Source organism: Mycobacterium sp. TY814, assembly GCF_030755175.1.
Lineage (GTDB): Bacteria > Actinomycetota > Actinomycetes > Mycobacteriales > Mycobacteriaceae > Mycobacterium.
This window is the reverse complement of the sequence record NZ_JAUFRY010000001.1, coordinates 2727647-2748851: the sequence shown is the minus strand read 5'-3', so window position 1 is coordinate 2748851 and position 21205 is coordinate 2727647. Positions and strand designations below refer to the sequence as shown.

General features: G+C 69.1%; 18 protein-coding genes and 2 pseudogenes. 13 read left to right on the top strand and 7 right to left on the bottom strand.

The features are described 5' to 3' along the window. Window positions 1-120 precede the first annotated feature (120 nt). The 6 genes from QXH22_RS12140 (at window position 121) to pknB (ending at window position 8342) form a co-directional block, all read left to right on the top strand. Complete coding sequence (locus QXH22_RS12140; protein WP_055578126.1) at window positions 121-588, top strand: FHA domain-containing protein; 468 nt, start codon at window positions 121-123, stop codon at window positions 586-588. Window positions 589-667: 79 nt separating this feature from the next. After that, the gene (locus QXH22_RS12135) at window positions 668-2227 is read left to right on the top strand and encodes a PP2C family serine/threonine-protein phosphatase (RefSeq protein ID WP_306244021.1); all 1560 of its coding nucleotides are present in this window, start codon (window positions 668-670) and stop codon (window positions 2225-2227) included. Continuing rightward, window positions 2224-3636 (top strand): FtsW/RodA/SpoVE family cell cycle protein, encoded by a 1413-nt coding sequence (locus tag QXH22_RS12130; protein ID WP_306244023.1) that lies wholly within the window; start codon window positions 2224-2226, stop codon window positions 3634-3636. Before QXH22_RS12135 ends, QXH22_RS12130 begins: the two co-directional genes overlap by 4 nt. Next, window positions 3633-5111, top strand: a complete 1479-nt coding sequence (gene pbpA / locus QXH22_RS12125) for a D,D-transpeptidase PbpA (protein WP_306244025.1) — start codon at window positions 3633-3635, stop codon at window positions 5109-5111. The genes QXH22_RS12130 and pbpA overlap by 4 nt, the downstream gene beginning before the upstream one ends. Window positions 5112-5226: 115 nt before the next feature. After that, entirely contained in the window at window positions 5227-6465 is a 1239-nt protein-coding gene (locus tag QXH22_RS12120; protein WP_371934187.1) for a serine/threonine-protein kinase, read from the top strand. Then, the gene (pknB, locus tag QXH22_RS12115; RefSeq protein WP_306275676.1) at window positions 6462-8342 is read left to right on the top strand and encodes a Stk1 family PASTA domain-containing Ser/Thr kinase; all 1881 of its coding nucleotides are present in this window, start codon (window positions 6462-6464) and stop codon (window positions 8340-8342) included. The genes QXH22_RS12120 and pknB overlap by 4 nt, the downstream gene beginning before the upstream one ends. On the opposite strand, the gene QXH22_RS12110 is transcribed toward pknB, so the two are convergent. Beyond that, window positions 8320-9006, bottom strand: coding sequence for an aminodeoxychorismate/anthranilate synthase component II (locus tag QXH22_RS12110; RefSeq protein ID WP_306275675.1), 687 nt, complete (start codon window positions 9004-9006; stop codon window positions 8320-8322). The two genes, pknB and QXH22_RS12110, sit on opposite strands and share 23 nt — an antisense overlap. A gap of 35 nt (window positions 9007-9041) precedes the next feature. Then, the gene (locus QXH22_RS12105; protein WP_306275674.1) at window positions 9042-9785 is read right to left on the bottom strand and encodes a DUF881 domain-containing protein; all 744 of its coding nucleotides are present in this window, start codon (window positions 9783-9785) and stop codon (window positions 9042-9044) included. Window positions 9786-9883: 98 nt separating this feature from the next. Between QXH22_RS12105 and crgA the strand changes: the two genes are divergently transcribed. Both crgA and QXH22_RS12095 read left to right on the top strand, forming a co-directional pair. After that, complete coding sequence (gene crgA, locus QXH22_RS12100) at window positions 9884-10165, top strand: cell division protein CrgA (RefSeq protein WP_306244033.1); 282 nt, start codon at window positions 9884-9886, stop codon at window positions 10163-10165. Between the two features lie 168 nt (window positions 10166-10333). Further along, the gene (locus tag QXH22_RS12095) at window positions 10334-10747 is read left to right on the top strand and encodes a PH domain-containing protein (RefSeq protein ID WP_306244035.1); all 414 of its coding nucleotides are present in this window, start codon (window positions 10334-10336) and stop codon (window positions 10745-10747) included. Window positions 10748-10785: 38 nt separating this feature from the next. Here QXH22_RS12095 and QXH22_RS12090 read toward each other — a convergent pair whose 3' ends face one another. Continuing rightward, window positions 10786-11334: a peptidylprolyl isomerase gene (locus tag QXH22_RS12090; RefSeq protein ID WP_306244037.1), complete on the bottom strand. Its 549-nt coding sequence runs from the start codon at window positions 11332-11334 to the stop codon at window positions 10786-10788. Window positions 11335-11459: 125 nt separating this feature from the next. Between QXH22_RS12090 and cwsA the strand changes: the two genes are divergently transcribed. The 3 genes and pseudogenes from cwsA to QXH22_RS12075 all read left to right on the top strand — a co-directional run. Then, window positions 11460-11888 carry a cell wall synthesis protein CwsA gene (gene cwsA / locus QXH22_RS12085; RefSeq protein ID WP_306275673.1) on the top strand — a complete coding sequence of 143 codons (429 nt, stop codon included), beginning with the start codon at window positions 11460-11462 and terminating at the stop codon, window positions 11886-11888. Between the two features lie 151 nt (window positions 11889-12039). Next, on the top strand, window positions 12040-14832 hold the full coding sequence (locus QXH22_RS12080) for a PE family protein (RefSeq protein WP_371934186.1): 2793 nt from the start codon (window positions 12040-12042) through the stop codon (window positions 14830-14832). 115 nt (window positions 14833-14947) lie between these two features. Beyond that, window positions 14948-16183: pseudogene (locus QXH22_RS12075) on the top strand (heavy metal translocating P-type ATPase); the annotation flags it as partial. A gap of 72 nt (window positions 16184-16255) precedes the next feature. Here QXH22_RS12075 and QXH22_RS12070 read toward each other — a convergent pair. Together QXH22_RS12070 and QXH22_RS12065 are read right to left on the bottom strand one after the other, a co-directional pair. Then, window positions 16256-16585 carry a hypothetical protein gene (locus QXH22_RS12070; protein WP_016895224.1) on the bottom strand — a complete coding sequence of 110 codons (330 nt, stop codon included), beginning with the start codon at window positions 16583-16585 and terminating at the stop codon, window positions 16256-16258. Window positions 16586-16600: 15 nt separating this feature from the next. After that, entirely contained in the window at window positions 16601-17698 is a 1098-nt protein-coding gene (locus QXH22_RS12065; RefSeq protein ID WP_016895225.1) for an XRE family transcriptional regulator, read from the bottom strand. A gap of 270 nt (window positions 17699-17968) precedes the next feature. On the opposite strand from QXH22_RS12065, the gene QXH22_RS12060 reads away from it, so the two are divergent. Together QXH22_RS12060 and QXH22_RS12055 are read left to right on the top strand one after the other, a co-directional pair. Next, the gene (locus QXH22_RS12060; protein WP_306275671.1) at window positions 17969-18670 is read left to right on the top strand and encodes a hypothetical protein; all 702 of its coding nucleotides are present in this window, start codon (window positions 17969-17971) and stop codon (window positions 18668-18670) included. An 11-nt stretch (window positions 18671-18681) separates the two neighbouring features. Beyond that, window positions 18682-19779: a tyrosine-type recombinase/integrase gene (locus QXH22_RS12055; protein WP_306275669.1), complete on the top strand. Its 1098-nt coding sequence runs from the start codon at window positions 18682-18684 to the stop codon at window positions 19777-19779. 293 nt (window positions 19780-20072) lie between these two features. Here the strand turns inward: QXH22_RS12055 and QXH22_RS12050 are convergent. Both QXH22_RS12050 and QXH22_RS12045 read right to left on the bottom strand, forming a co-directional pair. Further along, window positions 20073-20798, bottom strand: a pseudogene (locus QXH22_RS12050) (cation-transporting P-type ATPase); the annotation flags it as partial. After that, window positions 20795-21175: a metalloregulator ArsR/SmtB family transcription factor gene (locus QXH22_RS12045; protein WP_082658790.1), complete on the bottom strand. Its 381-nt coding sequence runs from the start codon at window positions 21173-21175 to the stop codon at window positions 20795-20797. The pseudogene QXH22_RS12050 and the gene QXH22_RS12045, both read right to left, overlap by 4 nt. Window positions 21176-21205: the final 30 nt, after the last annotated feature.

The window sequence follows — 21205 nt, the reverse complement described above, 5'->3', positions numbered from 1 at the left end:
CTGACCGGAAGCTGCCGCGCATCTCCCCGCGTCGGTCACCGTCGAAGTATGGTGACTTTGCTGAGGTGCACGGCATCAGGTGCGCGGGGTGGGCAGTGCCGGGACGGAAAGGACCGCCGGATGCAGGGGTTGGTACTGCAACTGACGCGTGCCGGGTTCTTGATGCTGTTGTGGCTGTTCATCTGGTCGGTGCTGCGGATTCTGCGCACCGACATCTACGCGCCCACCGGCGCGGTCATGGTGCGTCGCGGGCTGACGCTGCGCGGCAACCTGCTGCCGTCGCGGCAGCGCCGCGACACGGCCCGGTATCTGGTTGTGACTGAAGGGGCGCTCCAAGGCGCTCGGATCACGTTGAGCGGGCAGCCGGTGCTCATCGGCCGCGCGGACGACTCAACCTTGGTATTAACTGACGATTACGCCTCGACTCGGCATGCCAGGCTGTCTCAGCGCGGCTCCGAATGGTATGTGGAAGATCTAGGATCGACCAACGGCACTTACCTCGACAGGGCCAAAGTGACAACTGCTGTGCGAGTTCCCATAGGTACGCCGGTTCGGATCGGCAAGACCGCAATAGAGTTGCGCCCGTGACCCGCGCCTACGACGACGATTCCGTCTGGGTAGCCGGGGTCGTGGGGGCACCACCCGCTAGCGGGGGAGAGTTGCGCCCGTGACCCTGGTCCTGCGATATGCCGCCCGCAGCGATCGCGGCCTGGTACGCGCCAACAACGAAGACTCGGTCTATGCCGGCGCACGCTTGCTGGCCCTGGCCGACGGCATGGGGGGGCACGCGGCCGGTGAGGTCGCTTCTCAGCTGGTGATCGCCGCCCTGGCCCACCTCGACGACGACGAGCCGGGCGGCGACCTGCTGGCCAAGCTCGACTCGGCGGTGCGGGCCGGAAATGCCGCGATCGCCGCACAGGTCGAAATGGAACCCGACCTCGAAGGCATGGGCACCACGCTCACCGCCATCCTGTTCGCCGGCAACCGCCTCGGGCTGGTACACATCGGCGACTCGCGCGGCTACCTGTTCCGCGACGGCGAGCTCACTCAGATCACCAAAGACGACACCTTCGTCCAGACGCTGGTCGACGAAGGGCGCATCACCGCGGAGGAGGCGCACAGCCATCCGCAGCGCTCGCTGATCATGCGGGCGTTGACCGGGCATGAGGTCGAACCCACCCTCACCATGCGCGAGGCACGCGCGGGTGACCGCTACCTGCTGTGCTCCGACGGCCTTTCCGACCCCGTCAGCAACGACACCATTGCCGAAGCTCTGCAGATTCCCGATGTCGCCGAAAGTGCGTACCGCCTGATCGAGCTGGCACTGCGCGGTGGCGGCCCGGACAACGTCACCGTGGTGGTCGCCGACGTCGTCGACGACGAGTTCGGTCAGACCCAACCGATCCTGGCCGGCGCCGTATCCGGCGACGGTGACGACGACCAGTTGACGCTGCCCAACACCGCGGCGGGGCGCGCCTCGGCGATCGGCCCGCGCAAAGGCGAGGTCACCAAACGGGTTGCCCCGCAGGTCGAGGCGCCGCCCAAGCGCCGCTGGTCACGCAAGCGGATCGGGCTGGTGGTCGGGTTGTTGACCCTGGTGTTGATCGCCGGGCTGCTGATCAGCCGCGCGGTCATCCGGAACAACTACTACGTCGCCGACTACAACGGCACCGTCGCCATCATGCGGGGCATCCAGGGCTCGCTGCTGGGGCTGTCCCTGCATGAGGTTTATTCGCTGGGCTGCCTCAGCGCCAACGACGAGATCTCCGACATCAGTCCCAGCCAGCCGCCCGAGCGCAGCAACTGCCACCTGATGAAGGTCGACTACCTGAACGGCCCCGCGCGGGCGTCGGTGCAGGCCGGGCAGTTGCCGTCCGACACCCTCGACGGCGCCCGCAAACAGTTGCAGCAGCTCGCCAAATCGCTGCGCCCGAAGTGTCCCCAGGGTGCCACCTCGGCGCCGGAGCCGTCGGCCCCGTCCACCAACAGCAGCGGGACACCCGAATCGAGTTACACGCCGTCCTCGCCGGCCTCCGCGACCCAATCGACCACGCCCTCCTCGGCGCCGAGTTCGGCACCGAGTTCCGCTTCCACCACCACACCCTCGACCCGCCCCAGCACCACCTCGGCCGCGCCTGCTGCGCCGTCGTCGACCACGCCCAACAGCACAGCGCCGACCACGAGCGAGAACCCGCCACAGCAGGCCGATTGCCGACCCGCGGCATGACCACAACGGAACTGCCGGCACCGGTAGCGGTGACCCCTCCGTTGCCCACCCGGCGCAACGCCGAGTTGCTGCTGTTGTGCTTCGCCGCGGTGATCACCATCGCCGCGCTGTGCATCGTGGAGGCCAACCAAGAGCGCGGGCTGCACTGGGACCTCGCCACCTACGGGCTGGGGTTCCTCAGCCTGTTCGGCATCGCGCACCTGGCGATCCGGCGCTTCGCGCCCTACACCGATCCGCTGCTGCTTCCGGTGGTGGCGCTGCTCAACGGACTCGGGCTGGTGATGATCCACCGCCTCGACCTGGTGGACAAGCAGGGCAGCCGGCACGGGCATCCCAGCGCCTATCAGCAGATGCTCTGGACTCTGCTCGGCGTCGCGGCGTTCGCGCTGGTGGTGACGTTCCTGAAGGACCACCGTCAGCTCGCCCGCTACGGCTACATCTGCGGCCTGGCCGGTCTGATCTTTCTGGTGATACCTGCGCTGCTGCCGGCGTCGCTGTCCGAGCAGAACGGCGCCAAGATCTGGATTCGGTTGCCGGGCTTCTCGATTCAGCCCGCTGAGTTCTCCAAGATTCTGCTGCTGATCTTCTTCTCCGCGGTGCTGGTGGCCAAGCGCAACCTGTTCACCAGTGCGGGCAAGCACGTGCTGGGCCTGACCCTGCCCCGGCCGCGCGATCTGGCCCCGCTGCTGGCCGCCTGGGTGATCTCGGTCGGCGTCATGGTCTTCGAGAAGGACCTCGGCACGTCGCTGTTGCTGTACGCGTCCTTTCTCGTCGTGGTGTACCTGGCCACGCAGCGGTTCAGTTGGGTGATGCTCGGCCTGGTGCTGTTCGCCGGCGGCAGCCTGGTGGCGTATCACCTGTTCGCCCATGTGCGGGTTCGCGTGCAGACGTGGCTGGACCCGTTCGCCGACCCCGATGGCACCGGCTATCAGATGGTGCAGGCGCTGTTCAGCTTCGCCACCGGCGGCATCTTCGGCACCGGACTCGGCAACGGCCAGCCCGACACCGTTCCCGCGGCCTCAACCGACTTCATCATCGCCGCGTTCGGGGAAGAGCTGGGCCTGGTGGGCCTGGCCAGCATTTTGATGCTGTACACGATCATCATCATTCGCGGCATGCGCACCGCGATCGCCACCCGCGACAGCTTCGGCAAGCTTCTGGCCGCCGGCCTGGCCTCGACGCTTGCGATTCAGCTCTTCATCGTCGTCGGCGGCGTCACCAAGCTGATCCCGCTGACCGGGTTGACCACGCCGTGGATGTCCTACGGCGGCTCGTCGCTGTTGGCCAACTATGTGCTGCTCGGCATTCTGGCCCGAATCTCCGACGGCGCCCGCCGTCCGCTGCGTACCCGCCCGCGCAAGAAGGCACCGATCGCGGCGGCCAGTACCGAGGTGATCGAGCGCGTATGAACACCTCGCTGCGCCGAATCTCGATGACCGTGATGGCGTTGATCGTGCTGCTGCTGCTCAACGCCACGATGACGCAGGTCTTCACGGCTGACGGGTTGCGGGCCGATCCGCGTAACCAGCGCGTGCTGCTCGACGAGTATTCGCGCCAGCGCGGCCAGATCATCGCCGGAGGCCAGTTGCTGGCGTATTCGGTTGCCACCGACAGCCGGTTCCGTTTCCTGCGGGTGTATCCCAATCCGGCGGCCTACGCGCCGGTCACCGGTTTCTACTCGCTGCGCTACTCCAGCGCCGGCCTGGAACGGGCCGAGGACTCGCTGCTCAACGGGTCCGACGAGCGGCTCTTCGGGCGTCGCCTGGCGGACTTCTTCACCGGGCGCGACCCGCGCGGCGGCAACGTCGACACGACGATCAACCCGCGCATCCAGCAGGCGGGATGGGACGCGATGCAGCAGGGCTGCGCGGGCCTGCCCTGCAAGGGCGCCGTTGTCGCGTTGGAACCGTCCACCGGCAAGATTCTGGCGCTGGTGTCGTCGCCGTCGTACGACCCCAATCTGCTGGCGTCGCACGACGCCGACGTGCAGGCGCAGACCTGGCAGAGCCTGCGCGACAATCCGGACAACCCGCTGATCAACCGGGCGATTTCGGAGACCTATCCGCCGGGGTCCACTTTCAAGGTGATCACCACCGCGGCGGCACTGCAGGCCGGGGCGACCGAGACGCAGCAGCTGACGGCCGCGGCGAGGATCCCGCTGCCCAACAGCACGGCGACGTTGGAGAACTACGGTGGCACCCCGTGTGGCCCCGGCGAGACGGTGTCGTTGAGCGAGGCGTTCGCCAAGTCCTGTAACACCGCGTTCGTGCAGCTCGGGCTCACCACCGGAACCGACGCGCTGCGCAGCATGGCGCACGCGTTCGGGCTGGACAACGCGCCCGATCCGATTCCGCTGCAGGTTGCCGAATCCACCGTCGGCGCGATCCCGGACGCCGCCGCGCTGGGGATGACCAGCATCGGGCAGAAGGACGTCGCGCTGACCCCGCTGGAGAATGCGGAGGTGGCCGCGACCATCGCCAACGGTGGCGTCATGATGCAGCCGTACCTGGTAGAAAGCCTCAAGGGGCCGGATCTGGCCAATATCAGCACCACGGCCCCGTACCAGCAGCGGCGCGCGGTGTCGCCGCAGGTCGCCGCTAAGCTAACAGAGCTGATGGTCGGCGCCGAGAAAGTCGCACAGCAGAAAGGGGCCATCCCCGGCGTGCAGATCGCATCCAAGACGGGTACCGCCGAGCATGGCACCGACCCGCGGCATACTCCACCGCACGCGTGGTACATCGCCTTCGCTCCGGCGCAGGCTCCCAAGATTGCCGTGGCGGTGCTCGTGGAGAACGGTGGCGATCGCCTGTCCGCGACCGGGGGCGCGCTGGCCGCGCCCATCGGGAGGGCAGTGATCGAAGCTGCTTTGCAAGGGGGACCATGAGTCGCCATAGGCGAGTGAGGATCGCAGCGACGGAACGTGCCGTGGCGATCGCAAGCGCGGCGAAGCCGGGTGCCGCGGGTCGCCACTGTGCGATCGGACCGGAGCGAGGCGAAACATGAGTCCCCGCGTTGGGGTGACGCTGTCCGGCCGGTACCGGCTGCAGCGGCTCATCGCCACCGGTGGCATGGGCCAGGTGTGGGAGGCGGTGGACAGCCGCCTGGGCCGGCGCGTCGCGGTCAAGGTGCTCAAGCAGGAGTTCTCGCAGGACCCGGAGTTCATCGAGCGCTTCCGCGCTGAGGCGCGCACCACCGCGATGCTCAATCATCCCGGCATCGCGCAGGTGCATGACTACGGCGAGAGCGCGATGGACGGGGAAGGCCGCACGGCCTACCTGGTGATGGAGCTGGTCAACGGTGAACCGTTGAACTCGGTGCTCAAGCGCACCGGCCGGCTGTCGCTGCGGCACGCACTGGACATGCTCGAGCAGACCGGTCGCGCCCTGCAGGTCGCGCACGCCGCCGGGCTGGTGCACCGCGACGTCAAACCGGGCAACATCCTGATCACCCCCACCGGACAGGTCAAGATCACCGACTTCGGCATCGCCAAGGCTGTCGACGCGGCACCGGTGACCCAGACCGGCATGGTGATGGGCACCGCGCAGTACATCGCACCGGAGCAGGCGCTGGGTCATGACGCCACCCCCGCCAGTGACGTGTACGCGTTGGGAGTCGTTGGCTACGAGGTTGTTTCGGGCAAGCGCCCGTTCACCGGCGACGGTGCGCTGACGGTGGCGATGAAGCACATCAAAGAGCCGCCGCCCCCGCTGCCCGCCGATCTGCCGCCCAACGTGCGGGAACTGATCGAGATCACGCTGGTGAAGAATCCCAGCCAGCGCTACCGCAGCGGTGGGCCCTTCGCCGACGCCGTGGCCGCGGTTCGGGCCGGGCGGCGTCCGCCGCGACCGAGCCAGTCGCCGCCGCCGGGGCGGGCCGCCCCGGCGTCCATCCCGTCGGCCACCCCGGCACGGATCGCTCCCGCTCCCGCCACCCGGACCACCGCGCCACGCCGCGCCGCCAGCGGACACCGGCCGCCGGCGCGTCGCACGTTCTCCTCGGGCCAGCGGGCGCTGCTGTGGGCCGCCGGTGTGCTGGGCGCGCTGGCAATCATCATCGCGGTGCTGATCGTCATCAATTCCAAGGCGGACAATCAGCCGTCTCCGCCGCCGACGGTCACCAACACCGGCAGCGCGCAGATCGGGCCGGCACCTAACTCCGGTTTCAACTGGACGGAAAGTCCATTAACCGGTAATTCTGTACTGCACGCCTCGCCGGCCCGATATGAGAAACCTCGATGACCACCCCTCGGCATCTGTCCGACCGCTACGAACTGGGCGACATCCTCGGCTTCGGAGGGATGTCCGAAGTTCACCTCGCCCGTGACTTGCGGTTGCACCGCGACGTCGCGGTCAAGGTGCTGCGCGCTGACCTGGCCCGCGACCCCAGCTTCTACCTCCGTTTCCGGCGGGAGGCGCAGAATGCCGCGGCGCTGAACCATCCGGCCATCGTCGCGGTGTACGACACCGGCGAGGCGGAAACCCCGGCCGGGCCGTTGCCCTACATCGTCATGGAGTACGTCGACGGCGTCACGTTGCGCGACATCGTGCACACCGAGGGTCCGATGACGCCCAAGCGGGCCATCGAGGTGATCGCGGACGCCTGCCAGGCGCTGAACTTCAGCCATCAGAACGGCATCATCCACCGCGACGTGAAACCCGCGAACATCATGATCAGCTCCACCAACGCGGTGAAGGTGATGGACTTCGGTATCGCCCGCGCGATCGCCGACGGCGGCAACAGCGTCACCCAGACCGCCGCGGTGATCGGGACCGCGCAGTATCTCTCGCCCGAGCAGGCCCGCGGCGACTCCGTCGACGCCCGCTCCGACGTCTACTCGCTGGGCTGTGTTCTGTACGAAATGCTCACTGGCGAGCCACCTTTCACCGGCGACTCACCGGTATCGGTCGCGTACCAGCACGTGCGTGAAGACCCGATTCCGCCCTCGGAGCGCCACGAAGGAATCTCCGCGGACCTCGACGCCGTCGTGCTCAAAGCGCTCGCCAAGAACCCGGAGAACAGATACCAGACCGCGGCGGAGATGCGCGCCGACCTGGTCCGGGTGCACAACGGTGAAACGCCGGAGGCGCCCAAGGTGCTCAGCGGCGCAGAACGCAAGGCATTCATGTCATCCTCGGGCGGGCCGCACGGGGGTCCGCGCACCGACCCGCTGCCGCGCCAGAACTTCGACAACTCCGACCGTGACCGCGGCGCCGGTTCGGTGGGCCGGTGGGTCGCGGTGGTCGCCGTCCTGGCGGTGTTGACGATCGTGGTGACCATCGCCATCAATACGTTCGGCGGCAACACCCGCAGTGTCCAGGTGCCCGACGTGCGCGGCCAGACGTCGGCCGATGCGATCGTGGCGCTGCAGAACAAGGGCTTCAAGACGCGCACGCAGCAGCGGCCCGACTCGCAGATCCTGCCGGATCACGTCATCGGCACCGATCCGGCGGCGAACTCCTCGGTGGGCGCCGGCGACGAGATCACCATCAATGTCTCTACCGGGCCCGAGCAGCGCGAGGTGCCCGACGTGTCCTCGCTGACGTACTCCGAGGCCGTCAAGAAGCTCACCGCGGCGGGATTCAACAAGTTCAAGCAATCGAACTCGCCGTCGACCCCGGAATTGCAGGGCAAGGTCGTGGGGACCAACCCGCCGGCCAACCAGACTTCGGCCATCACCAACGTCATCACGATCATCGTGGGCTCGGGTCCGGAGACCAAGCAGGTCCCCGACGTCACGGGCCAGACGGTGGACGTCGCGCAGAAGAACCTCAACGTCTACGGCTTCACCAAGATCACCCAGACTCAGGTGGACAGCCCCCGGCCGGCAGGTGAGGTGATCGGCACCAATCCCGCCAAGGGCGAGACGTTGCCGATCGACACCGTCATCGAACTGCAGGTCTCCAAGGGCAACCAGTTCATCATGCCCGACGTCTCAGGCATGTTCTGGACCGATGCCGAACCGCGATTGCGGGCGCTGGGCTGGACCGGAGTGCTGGACAAGGGACCCGACGTCGACGCGGGCGGCAATCTGCACAACAAGGTGGTCTATCAGAGCCCGTCAGCGGGCAGCGGCGTGAACCGCGACGGCGTGATCACGCTGAAGTTCGGTCAGTAGCTCCCGAGTCGGTGGGGAAGTGCGGCCGGATGGCGGTGAGCACTTCGTTCTCCAGCCGGCGCACCAGGGTGTCGTCCCGCGCCCAGCCGCAGTAGCTGAGCCAGTTGGCCAGCATCCGGTGGCCGCCCTCGGTGAGGATCGACTCGGGATGGAACTGGACGCCGTGAATGGGCAACGACGTGTGCCGCACCGCCATGATTACCCCACTCTGGGTGTGTGCGATGGCCTCCAGCTCGGCGGGCAGGGACTCGGGCAGGATGGTCAGAGAGTGGTACCGCGTGGCCGTAAAAGGGTCTGGGAGTCCTTGCAGCACACCGACATTGGCGTGGAACACGCTGCTGGTCTTGCCGTGCAGCAACTCCGGGGCGCGGTCGACGGTGGCCCCGAACGCCACGCCGATGGCCTGGTGTCCCAGGCAGACACCGAGCAGCGGCGTGTTCGCGGCGGCGCACGCACGCACCAGGCTGATCGAAGCGCCGGCCCGCTCCGGGGTGCCGGGACCGGGGCTGAGCAGGACGCCGTCGAATTCGCTCGCAACGGCGTCGGCGTCAGCGAGCCGGGTGTCGTCGTTACGCCACACCGCAGCCTCGACGCCCAGCTGGCCCAGGTACTGCACCAGGTTGAACACGAAGCTGTCGTAGTTGTCGACGACCAGGATCCGCATCGTGACAGGTTACCGTCCGCTGCGCAGGGCCGCCGTCAGTAGCCGATCGGACCGATGGGCTGCGCGAAGTGCAGCCGCACCGGTTCGGCATGCCCGGCGACCGCCACGTCGGACTTGACGTCCTCCCGGTAGCCCAGGCCGAAGCGCACCACGTACTGCTTGTACAGCGTCACCAGGGGAGCGGCGGCCAACGCGGCCTGCATGGCCGTCGCGTCGCCGATCGCGGTGATCGAGTAGGGCGGGCTGTAGGTGCGGCCGTTGAGCAGCAGCGTGTTGCCGACGCACCGGACGACCGAGGTGGCGATGATCCGCTGGTCCTGCATCTGGATCGCCTCGGCGCCGGCGCTCCACAACGCGTTGAGCACCCCGTCGATGTCCTGCTGGTGTACGACCAGATCATCCGGGGTGGCGTCGCGCGGGAACCGCCCGTTCGCGTCGCGCTGGGCGTCGTTGAGGACGACCACCAGGCCCGGGCCGTGCACCGGGTTCATGTCGGCATCACCGGCCAGCTCGGCGGCCCGCTTGAGCATTGCCTTCAGCGCGACGTCCGAGGACCGGCCGTGCGCGGCGTCGATCTTCCTGGTCAGCGCCTCCCGCTCGGCATCCAGGTGATCGACCGAGGAACGCGTCTCGCGCACCAGGTCGACCAGGCGCGGCGCGTCGCTGCGGCGGATCTCCGCGCCCCCGGAGACGCCGTGCGTGGCAGCCAGCAGCAGTCCGGCCAGCAGGCAGACCAACGGGACACCGAAGCGCCACGGCGAACGGCGCCGGTCAACCATGGTGTCTCCTGTGGGCTAGTCTCATATCCGAGCTCTACCTGCATGCAACCGTAATCGTTGCACCCGTCCCGCTCTTTGTTGAGGTATCTGAGGTACACATGCCCAAGTCGAAGGTCCGCAAGAAGAACGACTTCACTGTCACCGCGGTCAGCCGCACTCCGGTGAAAGTGAAGGTCGGGCCGTCGAGCGTGTGGTTCGTCGCATTGTTCATCGGCCTGATGCTGATCGGCCTGGTGTGGCTGATGGTCTTCCAGTTGGCGGCCTACGGTCCGCAGGCGCCGACGTGGCTGCACTGGATGGCGCAACTGGGCCCGTGGAACTACGCGATCGCCTTCGCGTTCATGATCACCGGGTTGTTGCTCACGATGCGCTGGCACTGAGCGGCCGGCACCGGGGTTGACGCACACGTAATGCATTCATTTCGCGGTCCATCCGATGGCGTCCCAGCAACCTTGCTGCCACCCAATCACACGCGTGTGATTCATCCCCACTGTTGATAGCGTCTGTGGATAACCGCGTCTGCCGTGGTAAGGGGGTGCTGGTAGCGCATGCAGCAAACTGAGTGGGCGCCTCAGACGGCGGGAATCGCTGGTTGTGGCATCGGTGGCGCAGTACTGGCTATCGCCGCTGTGACGCTGGTCACAGATCCACCGGGCCGGGTCATCGCGGGGATCGCCGCGGTGGGCCTGTTGTTGTTTGCTGCGGCATCGTGGCGCGCCCGGCCGAAGCTGGCAATCACGCCCGAGGGGTTGGCGGTGCGCGGCTGGTTCCGCACGCAGTTATTGCGACGCGACGTCATCAAGATCATTCGGATCTCGGAGTTCCGCCGGCACGGGCGCAGGATCCGGCTACTCGAGCTGGAAACCGTCGACGGCGGGCTGCTCATCCTGTCCCGCTGGGACCTGGGTACCGATCCGCTGGACGTGCTGGACGCGCTCACGGACGCGGGTTACGCGGGGTAGCGTTTCCCGGTCCGGCGAGCGTCCGCGTTACTAGTGCGTCAGGAGATGGTGATCGACTCGATGACGACGGGCTCGGTGGGGCGGTCGTTGCCGTCGGTGGCCGTCGTGGCGATCGCGTCGACGACTCGTTGCGAGTCGGGGTCGACAACCTCACCGAAGATGGTGTGGCGCCGGTTGAGGTGCGGGGTCGGGCCGACGGTTATGAAGAACTGGGAGCCGTTGGTGCCCGGGCCGGCGTTGGCCATCGCAAGCAGGTACGGCCGGTCGAACTGCAACTCGGGGTGGAACTCGTCGGCGAACTTGTAGCCCGGGCCGCCGCGGCCGGTTCCGGTCGGGTCGCCGCCCTGAATCATGAAGCCCCGGATCACCCGGTGGAAAACCGCGCCATCATAGAACGGCCCCGACGGTCCACCCGAGGCGTTCTGGGTGGAGTACTCCTTGGTGCCCTGCGCCAGGCCGACGAAGTTGGCGACGGTCTTGGGCGCGTGGTTCCCGAACAGGGCGACCTTGATGTCTCCGCGGTTGGTGTGCAGCGTGGCGGTAGCGGTCTGAATGGGGCTGTTAGTCACGGGGTCACAGTCTGCCACTACGTGTGGCCCGTCCCGCAGCCGGTGCCGTCGGCGGCACGCCAACGGCACTCAGCCTCTAGCTCCAGGGCCTCGGTACCTGATAGGACTGCGTAGAACTTGCGCGATACATCGAAAGGCGGCAGATGAGCCAGAAGGCGGATGCCTCATTGACCCCACGTGAGCGGCTGACCCGGGGCCTGACCTACTCGGCGGTGGGACCCGTGGACGTCACCCGCGGCGTGGTCGGTCTCGGGGTGCAGTCGGCCCAGTCGACCGCGTCGGAAGTGCGCCGCCGCTACCGGGAAGGCCGGCTGGCGCGGGAGCTCGCCGCTGCCCAGGAGACGATCGTGCAAGAGCTCGCGGCTGCGCAGGAGGTGGCCGCCAATCTGCCGCAGCTGCTGCAGGAGGCGCGCCGCAACCAGCGCCACAGCAAGAAGCCGTGGCTGATCGCGGGAGCGGCGACCGTCGTGGTTCTGGCCGGTGGCGCGGTCGCCTTCAGCGTGGTGCGGCGCTCGTCGAAGCCGGAGCCTTCACCTCGCCCGCCCAGCGTGGACGTGCAGCCGCGTCCCTAGGGAACCGCGTCCGGTAGCACGGCTTATCTGCTTGAGTAGCCGACTACTGAAGCCCTCCCCGAGTGAGGCGCGGAGCCTGGAGGCGTGCGGGATCCAGCACTGCGCGACGGTCTCGTCCAAGTGAGCCCAACGACCTTCCGGGTGGACAGACATGTCGTTTGTGAACGTAATACCTGCCCTATTATCCTCGGCCACAAGTGATTTGGCCGGCATCCAGGCGGCGCTCAACGCCGCCGACGCCGCGGCGGCAGCGGACACGACTGCGATGCTGGCGGCGGGCGCCGACGAGGTGTCGGCGGCTGTCGCTGCGGTGTTCTCCACCTACGGCCGGGAATATCAGGCGCTCAGCGTCCGGGTCGCGGCCTTCCATGAGAGCTTCGTGCAGGCCTTGGCCGACGCGACGGGTTCGTATGCCACTGCGGAGGCTGCGGCGGCTGCGCCCTTGCAAAGCCTGCTGGACATCATCAACGCACCCTTTTTCACCTTCGCGGGGCGACCCCTGATCGGAGATGGCACCAATGGGGTCGCCGGTTCGGGACAGTCGGGCGGCGCGGGCGGGATCCTGTGGGGCAACGGCGGCAACGGCGGGTCGGGCGTTCCCGGTGGACCCGGCGGCAACGGCGGGTCAGCCGGTCTGTTCGGACGCGGTGGAAACGGTGGCGCTGGCGGGGCCGCCGACCATGCCGGCTGGGCTGGTGGCGTGGGCGGCGCCGGCGGCGGCGGCGGCCTGCTAACCGGGGCCGGAGGCAACGGTGGAGCCGGTGGGACGGGCGGACCCGGCGCCGTCGGCATCCCGGCCGGGGTTGGCGGTACGGGCGGAGTCGGCGGACCGAATTATGCGTTTGGTGGCGTCGGCGGTGCCGGGGGCGCGGGCGGCACGGGCGGGGCGGGCGCACCCGGTGCCGCAGCGACCGCCGCGGGAATAACCGGCGATCCCGGTACCAGCGGTGGGCCTGGAGGGACCGGCGGGGCCGGTGGTCCCAGCAACGTCATGCTGCCCGGCTCCGGGGGAGCCGGTGGAAATGGCGGGATGGGCGGCGCGGGTGGTCATGGCGGGGCCGGTGGCAGTGGGGTTGGCCACGGCGTCGACGGCGGGGCGGGTGGTGTCGGTGGAGTAGGAGGCGACGCGGGGGCCGGCGGAGCCGGCGGCAGAGCGCTGTCCGGCTCGGGGGGTCAGGCTGGCAGTGCGGGGGTAGGTGGCACTGGCGGGGCCGGCGGAGCCGGCGGAGCGGGTGATGCCGGGATCAACGCACTTCCCGGCACAAACATGGGCGGCACCGGTCACGCCGGTGGCGCCGGCGGCACCGGCGGGACTGGCGGCAGCGCAGGTGTTGGCGGCGTCAATGGAGCCGGCGGGCTCGGTGGCACCGGCGGTGGTGGTGGCACGGGAGGGACGGGTGGCTCAGGGGTCCTGCTGGGTGTGGATGGAGGCACGGGCGGGACCGGCGGCGCCGGCGGGGCGGCCGGCAGCGGCGGTGCGGCTGGGACAGGCGCGGGAGCCGAGGGCCATGCGGGCCGCGCCGGCACCGGCGGCACCGGCGGCACCGGTGGCACCGGGGGCGCCGGTGGCGCCGGGGCCGATGACGACGGCACGGGCGCAGGGCACGCCGGCCGCGACGGTGGTGCGGGCGGCACCGGCGGCAGCGGCGGGTGGGGCACCAGCTTCGGCCCGGGTGGTGATGGCGGCACGGCGGGGTCCGGCGGCGCAGGCGGCGCAGGCGGAAACGGCGGCGCAGGCGGGAACACCGTCACCGTTGGCCATACCGCGGGCACCGGCGGCGCCGGTGGGCCGGGCGGTTACGGGGGCACGGCCGGCATGATCTTTACCGGAGGCACGGCCGCCGACGGCGGGCAGGGCGGCGCAGGCGGAAACGGCGGCGCAGGCGGAAACGCTGTCCCCGGCGCGATCAACGGCAGCGGCGGCCACGGGGGATATGGCGGCTTCGGCAACCTGGGTGGCAATGGCCCGTTCGACGACGGCAGCAACAATGCCGGCGATGGCGGCAACGGCGGGGCCGGCGGCCGTGGTGGTGACGGCGGCGCGGCCGGCAACGGCGGTTCGGGCGGCACCGCGGGCACCGGTGGCGACGGCGGCAGGGGGGCGGCCGGCGGACAGGGCGGCTTCACCACCGTCCCCGGCAACGCCGCCGGCAGTGGCGGGCTCGGCGGTCAGGGGGGTGCGGGCGGGGCCGGCGGTGCGGGCCCGATCGGGGGCGACGGTGGCGCCGGCGGCGCGGGTGGCTTGGGCGGTCAAGGAGGTTTGGCCGGCAACAATCAGGGAGTCGGCGGCGGGATCCAGGGTGATGGCGGCGCGGGCGGCACCGGCGGCGCCGGCGGGACCGGCGGCGTAGGTGGCGCCGACGACGGGAGCCACACCGCAGGTAAAGGGGGGACGGGGGGCACCGGAGGAGCCGGTGGCGTCGGCGGCACCGCGTCGTACTTCGGCCAACCGACAGGCGACGTCGGCGCCCCGGGCGCCGGCGGCGCCGGGGGCAGCGGTGGGCAGGGCGGCGCAAGTACCGTCGGCGGTCACTCGGGCGGTATGGGTGGCGAGGGCGGTCAAGGCGGCCAGGGCGCCGCGGGCGCCTCGGGCCTGTTCGGGCTGAACACCGGCGGCGACGGCGGGACCGGTGGCGAAGGCGGCGACGGCGGGATCGGTGGCTCCAGCGTGCTCGGCTCCGGCGGCACCGGCGGGACCGGAGGCGGCGGAGGCCTGGGCGGCACCGGCGGCTACGCCGGCCTGATCGGCCTGCCCGGCGGCACCGGGGGAAGCGGCGGGGCGGGCGGCACCGGCGGCACCGGTGGCACAGGTTCGAGCGGCAACCAGGGAAGTGCGGGCGATCCCGGAGTAGGAGGCGTTCCAGGGAGTCCGCCTACCGACTATGTAGGGGGCGGTGGCGGAGGTGGAGGTTCCGGGGGAAGCGGCGGGACGGGGTCACCGTAAGCGTCGAGGGCGGTCACCGTCGCAAACTCTCGATTTGTGGAGCCTAGGGGAATCGATATCTCTAGGTGAGCGGCGTGTGGAGTCGACGTCTACGACGGGGCCGCGGCTTGGCGTAGGTGCCAGCCAGCGCCTGGCCGACCGCATCGCCAAACCGCTTGTTCCGGCGATCATGGTCGCGGCCGCGCTGATCGCCGCCATCGGTTCCGTGTTGGGTGATCCGCTGGTGTGGATTGAACGTGCCCTGGTCGTGCTGGTGGCCGCCTCCCCGTGCGCGCTGGCCATCTCGGTGCCGGTCACCGTCGTCGCCGCGATCGGCGCCGCCTCCAAGCTCGGCGTCCTCGTCAAAGGCGGCGCCGCGCTGGAAGCCCTCGGCGCGGTGCGCACCGTCGCGCTAGACAAGACCGGCACCCTGACCGCCAACCAGCCCACCGTCATCGACGTCGCCACCACCAACGGCAACAGCCGCGACCACGTGTTAGATGTGGCGGCGGCGTTGGAGGCCCGCAGCGAACACCCGCTGGCTGCAGCGATTCTCGCCGCCACCGAGGGGCCGGTCCAACCAGCTGAGGATGTGGAGGCGGTGACCGGGGCCGGACTGCTCGGCCACCGTGACGGCCACCGGCTACGGCTCGGGCGCCCCGGCTGGCTCGACCCCGGACCCTTGTCCGAACACGTCGCGGCCATGCAGGCCGCCGGCGCCACCGCCGTGCTGGTCGAAGACAACGGTCAGGTCATTGGGGCGGTCGCGGTGCGCGACGAACTGCGGCCCGAAGCCGCCCAGGTCGTCGAACACCTGCGCCGCGGCGGCTATCAGGTCGCCATGCTCACCGGCGACAACCAAGCGACCGCCCAAGCCCTGGCCCGCCAGGTGGGGATCGATACGGTGCATGCCGATCTGCGGCCCGAAGACAAGGCGGCGCTGATCGGTCAACTGCGCCAACGCTCCTCGACGGCCATGGTCGGTGATGGCGTCAATGACGCCCCCGCTCTGGCCACCGCCGATTTGGGGATCGCGATGGGTGCGATGGGCACCGACGTGGCCATCGAAACCGCCGACGTCGCCCTCATGGGTGAAGACCTGCGCCACCTCACCCAGGCCCTGGCCCACGCGCGGCGAGCCCGGCGCATCATGCTCCAAAACGTCGGCCTCTCACTGGGATTGATCGCAGTGCTCATCCCGCTCGCCCTCACCGGTGTGCTCGGCCTGGCCGCGGTCGTCGCGGTGCACGAACTCGCCGAAATCGTCGTCATCGCCAACGGTGTCCGGGCCGGGCGCACCAAACCACTGGCACAGCCAGGCCGGGACCATGATCCGGTGGCCGAAGTAGCCGCCTCCGCGATATCGCGTTGACCACCGGCATCATCCATCGCGTAACCAGCCAGGCGAGGAGGTCAGCAAGGTGTGGTGTTTGCCGATGACTTATCACGCCTTTGCGTCACGGCCGGCAGCGGTCAGGCCGAGACTGTGCGCTCGCCGCCAGGCGGCCGCCAGGTTTGCGCTTCGGCTCTTGCCTGATACCTGGCAGAGGTACGTGCTGCATTCTTTGTTGTTGGTCTGCCACCGCAGTTCGGCGTAGATACGCAGGTATCTGCGCCGCAGGACGACCCGTCCGAGCGCACCACCACTGTCGTTCACCACACGGCATCGGCGGCCGCCTGCGGCGTGGTCCTGCTCAAGGGCTTGCCCCTGCTTGGTCCAGTGGACCGGCGCTTTCCACTGCTCGTCGCGGACCGGGGTGCGATTCCAGCCCACGATCGCGCCCGGTGTTTAGACCATCGTGAGGTGCCGGGCGCCGGGCCTGTCGCTTACGCCGAAGAGCGCGCCGCGTTGCGCGCCGGTGAGCAGCGTAATGTCGTCGAGTTCACTGGCGGTGTAGCCGCCGGCCGCGAGTTGGCCGAGTACGTCGCCGACGAGACGGGGCATCTCCTCGGCCACGCCGGGGCGGGGGCCATACATGCGGCCGGTCTCGTTGAGCAGCCGGAACATCGAGCGGTACTGGTAGTCGGAGAGCACACCTCGCTCGCGGGCCCGCACGACCAGCGACGACGCGCTCACACCCCAGGTGAGGCGCAGCTCATCGAGTTCATGCACGGCCCGCACTGACACGCGGTCCAAGTCAAAGCCGATGTCGGCGATGGGGGCGAGGAACTCGGCGGCGAAACTGTTGGCCCGCCGCTCGGCCTCGGCGGGGCTGACCAGCGTCATCGCATCCATGACCAGGTGGCCGAGTTCGTGGGCCAGCGTCATCCGCATGCGGTCGGGCGGCCGGGCCGCGTTGACGTACACCAGGTGCGGGTGATACTCGCTTGCTCGCAGGGTCACCGCGTCGATCTCGTCGTCGAGGAAACCATCGACCACAACGAACACCCCTGCGGCTTCGAGCAATTCGGTCATCGAGCGGATCGGGCCGGCGACGCGCCACAGGCGGCGCAGAACCTGGGCGACGGTGATCTCTCCGAGCTCGGAGGCGTAGTCGGCCGGGTCGAGATCGGGAAGCGCAAGCTTGGGGTTGATGTCGGCGCGGGACACCAGGCGGCCGATCCGCATCGCGACAAGATTCGCGCGCGCCCACACGCGGTCACGCTTCCACTCGGCCGCACTCAGGTTGGCCCGGAAGTGGCTGCCCTGGGCCGGGGACCGGGTGAAGGGCACGCACAGCGCTTCCGGGCGGCATTCCATGGCCTGCGCGTAGTCGAGCAAGGCCTTCCCTGCCAGGGGCAGCAGCCCCGCCTCGACCCTGCTGACGTGCGAGGCCGACACCCCGGCCTCGTCGGCCAGGCGCTTTTTCGACCACCCACGCGACAACCGGGTCAACTGCACCATCACGCTGTTCGCCGCGTCGTCGTACGGGTCCGGTGCCGTCACAGATCGCCTCCCCAACCGTCTCGGTGCTGTCTTTCGACACTAGCCCGCCGCCGCCGCGAATTCGCGCAGAAACACCGTTTGATCTGCGTTTTCCCAGTTCACGCCCACTAACGGACGTGGGGCGTGTGTGGCTGGTGTGACGATAGCGCAACTCCAGCCCGTGACGCCTGCAGACCGGCTGCTCCGTATGCGATCGGCGTGTCTTCCGGCCTCAAACTTTACCCCGGTCCGCACGATTCTATGCAAGGTTTTCGGCTGAAAGGCGGGGTCGTGACAGCTCCGATGGATCAACCCAACACACCCGACCGTCCGGTCTCCCGCAAGGAGGCCCGACGGCTGCTCAACCAGGTGGCGGTCGGGGTGGGGGCGATGCTGCTGGCCGCCGTCGATGACTGGAACGCCTTGTTGGCCCGGCACTCCGCACATCTGCGAACCGTGATGCAAGGGCTCGGGCGCGGCACATATGTTGCGGCCGCCGTCGCGGCGGGCACCGATGTGTGGCTGAGCACCCGCGGCATGCATCCACCCGGACACACGGTCGTCAAGCCCTACCGCTGGCCCGAGATCAACAGCCGCGGCAAGACGCACATGATGATCCACCACAACGAGATGGAACCGACCACCCCGCGGCGGACCGCGTTCTTCACCCAGGATTCGGCGACCCTGGGCCTGATCGGCGATCCCACCCATTGCGAGCTGACCTGGGACTACGACATCGTCACCGACACCCATATCCGCCGGATCTGGGTCAGCGCGCCGGGCGTCGACTGGGACCGCTTCGAGGTTCCGATGGCCAAGGTGCAGGCCCAATACGCGACGTGGCGCAAGCGCGACATGAAGTGGCTGCCCGGGGCACTTCCTGCCGACACCGCCGCAGCCGCGCCGATGCCGGCCCGCCAACCGCAGGAAGACCTGCGGCCCGACATCCAGGTGCGGCCCCGGCGCCCCGAGGAAACCCGGGATGCCGAGTGAAGGCGGCACCGGTGACCATCCACGGACGGGCGTCGTGGACGGTCGTAGACGCTTCAGGCCTACCGGTCGGGGAGGTCGAGCAGTTCCTGCACTGGCTGCGTGCGATCGGCCGGTCGCAGAACACCGTCCGCTCGTATGCGCGCCACCTGAGCTTGTTCTACCGGTGGCTGGGCGCACGCGGAATCGACTGGGACGCCGTAGTATTCGACGCACTGTGTGATTTCGTGGGGGCGCTGTCGGCCGGTTTGCCCCCGCTGCCGACCCGGTCCGGTAGCCGGGCGCCGGGAACGGTCAAAGCGGTGAGCGCGGCCGTGCGCGAGTTCTACGAGTTCCACCGCGTCGAAGGCCGCGGACCGCAGGATCTGGTGTTGACCCGCAACCCGTCGCGGCTCCCGCGCCGGGCACACAGCTTCCTGGCCCACATCGAGCAACGCCACCCCAGCGCGGTCTCCCGGTTGACCCGGCCGGGCAAGCAGCCGGCAGAGACCGTGCAGCTGATCGACTTCGAGGCCGACTTCGCGACGTTGCTGGCGGCGGCGTCGACCCACCGCGACCGGCTGCTGCTCTCCGCGCTCTATGACCTGGGCCTGCGGGTCGGGCAGGCGTTAGGCCTACGGCACGCCGACCTGGACCCGATGCGCAAGCGAGTGCAGGTGTGCCGCCGGGAGGACAACGCCAACGGGGCGCTGTCAAAGCAGCGAGCGCAATTCGCGGTGGCCGCGCCCCGCCGGTTCTTCGACCTGTACGCCGCTTACCTCCTCAGTGAGATCTCCGACCTGGACAGCGATTACGTGTTCGTCAACCTGTCCCGGCCCCCGGTCGGCGGGCCGCTGTCGTACTCGAACGCCTACCAGATCATCGAGCACATCGGCTCCGTAGCGGGCCTTGACGGGCTGCACCCACACATGCTGCGCCATACCCACGCAACTGCGCTGGCCAAGGCCGGATGGACGTTGGCTGAGATCGCTGCCCGGCTTGGCCAGTCGCACGCCGCCAGCGCCGACGTCTACATCCACCTCGCCAGCGACGATCTGGCAGACCGATTGCGCCGCACCGAGCAGCTGGTGTGGGCGCCACCGCAGCGCGAGGCAGGCCATGAGAAACATTGATTCCCACCCTGACTCCACGCGCAGAGGCCGCCGTTCGCCGCTACGGGTACCCGACGGGCCGTGGTGTCAGCCGACGTGGCAGGTGGTCGAACCGGCCGGAGACCGCCGCCGCCAGGCGGCGGACCCCTGCGCCGTCGACGCATGCAACAGCGAGCGGTACTGGCTGGGCGGCCCCCACTCCGCAGGCGCCGAGCGGCGCGGATTGTGCTACGCGCACTACTTCCAATGGTTCCGCGCCGGCCAGCCCGCCGACTTCACCGCATGGGCAACCTTCGAAGCCCAACCCGTCGGCGGCCCTTGCGGGACTGCTCAGCCTCCACGATCGCCACGATGCGGGCCAACGAGTTATCAGCAGCGCTGGAGGTGACCTCGACTTCGAGCACCCCGGTGCCGTTGATCGATCCGGCGAACACATCACTGCCGGGTCCGGCCTCCACCGGAACGGATTCGCCGGTGATGGCCGAGACATCCAGTGCGGTGCGCCCCGAGGTGATGGTGCCGTCGGTCGCGACCCGTTCGCCGGGCTTGACCAGCATCCGGTCACCGACCCGCAACTCCGCTGGCGGGATGGTGATTTCGGCGCCGTCGCGCAGGACGGTGGCCTCGTCGGGCACCAGCGCCAACAACGCGCGCAGTCCCCGGCGGGTCCGGGCCAGTGAGTATTCTTCGAGGCCCTCGCTGATGGAGAACAGGAACGCCAGCATGGCGGCTTCGCCGACCTCGCCGAGGATCACCGCGCCGATGGCAGCGATCGTCATCAGCGTGCCGACCCCGATCTTGCCTTGCGCTAACCGGCGCAGCGTCGAGGGTACGAACGTGTAGGCCCCGATCGCCAACGCCAGCGCATACAGGCCGATTTCGACCACATGGGGGCCGCCGGACCAGCCGACCGCATAGCCGGCCAGCAGCACCACCCCCGCGGCTGCGGCCGCGCGTAGTTCGGTGATCTCCCAGAGCCGTTCGGGTTCCTGCTCGCCTTCGTTGCGGTCGTCGCTGCCGCAGCCGCACGCCTCGCTCATCGCGCTACCTTCCGTTCAGTCGGGTGGCCGTAGTTGGGGCACAAGGCGACGGCGTTGCCGGTCGCCTCCAACACCGCCTCGGCCTCGCGAAACATGTCCAGCAGTTCCGGCCGGGCCAGCCGATACACCGAGGCGCGGCCCTGGGGCCGGAAATCCACCAGCCCACAGTCGCGCAGGCACGCCAGATGCGACGACACCGTCGATTGCGCCAATCCCAACTCACCGGTCAGATCCACCACCCGAGCCTCACCACCAGCTAGGCGGCGGGCGATCGCCAACCGGGTGGGATCGGACAGACTGTGAAACAACGCCACCGCCCCCGCCAACTCGTCGCGCGATGCACTCGGCGGCGCAGCACCCATACTTTTCATCGACATATCGCGATGATAGCCTACAACATAGATTGA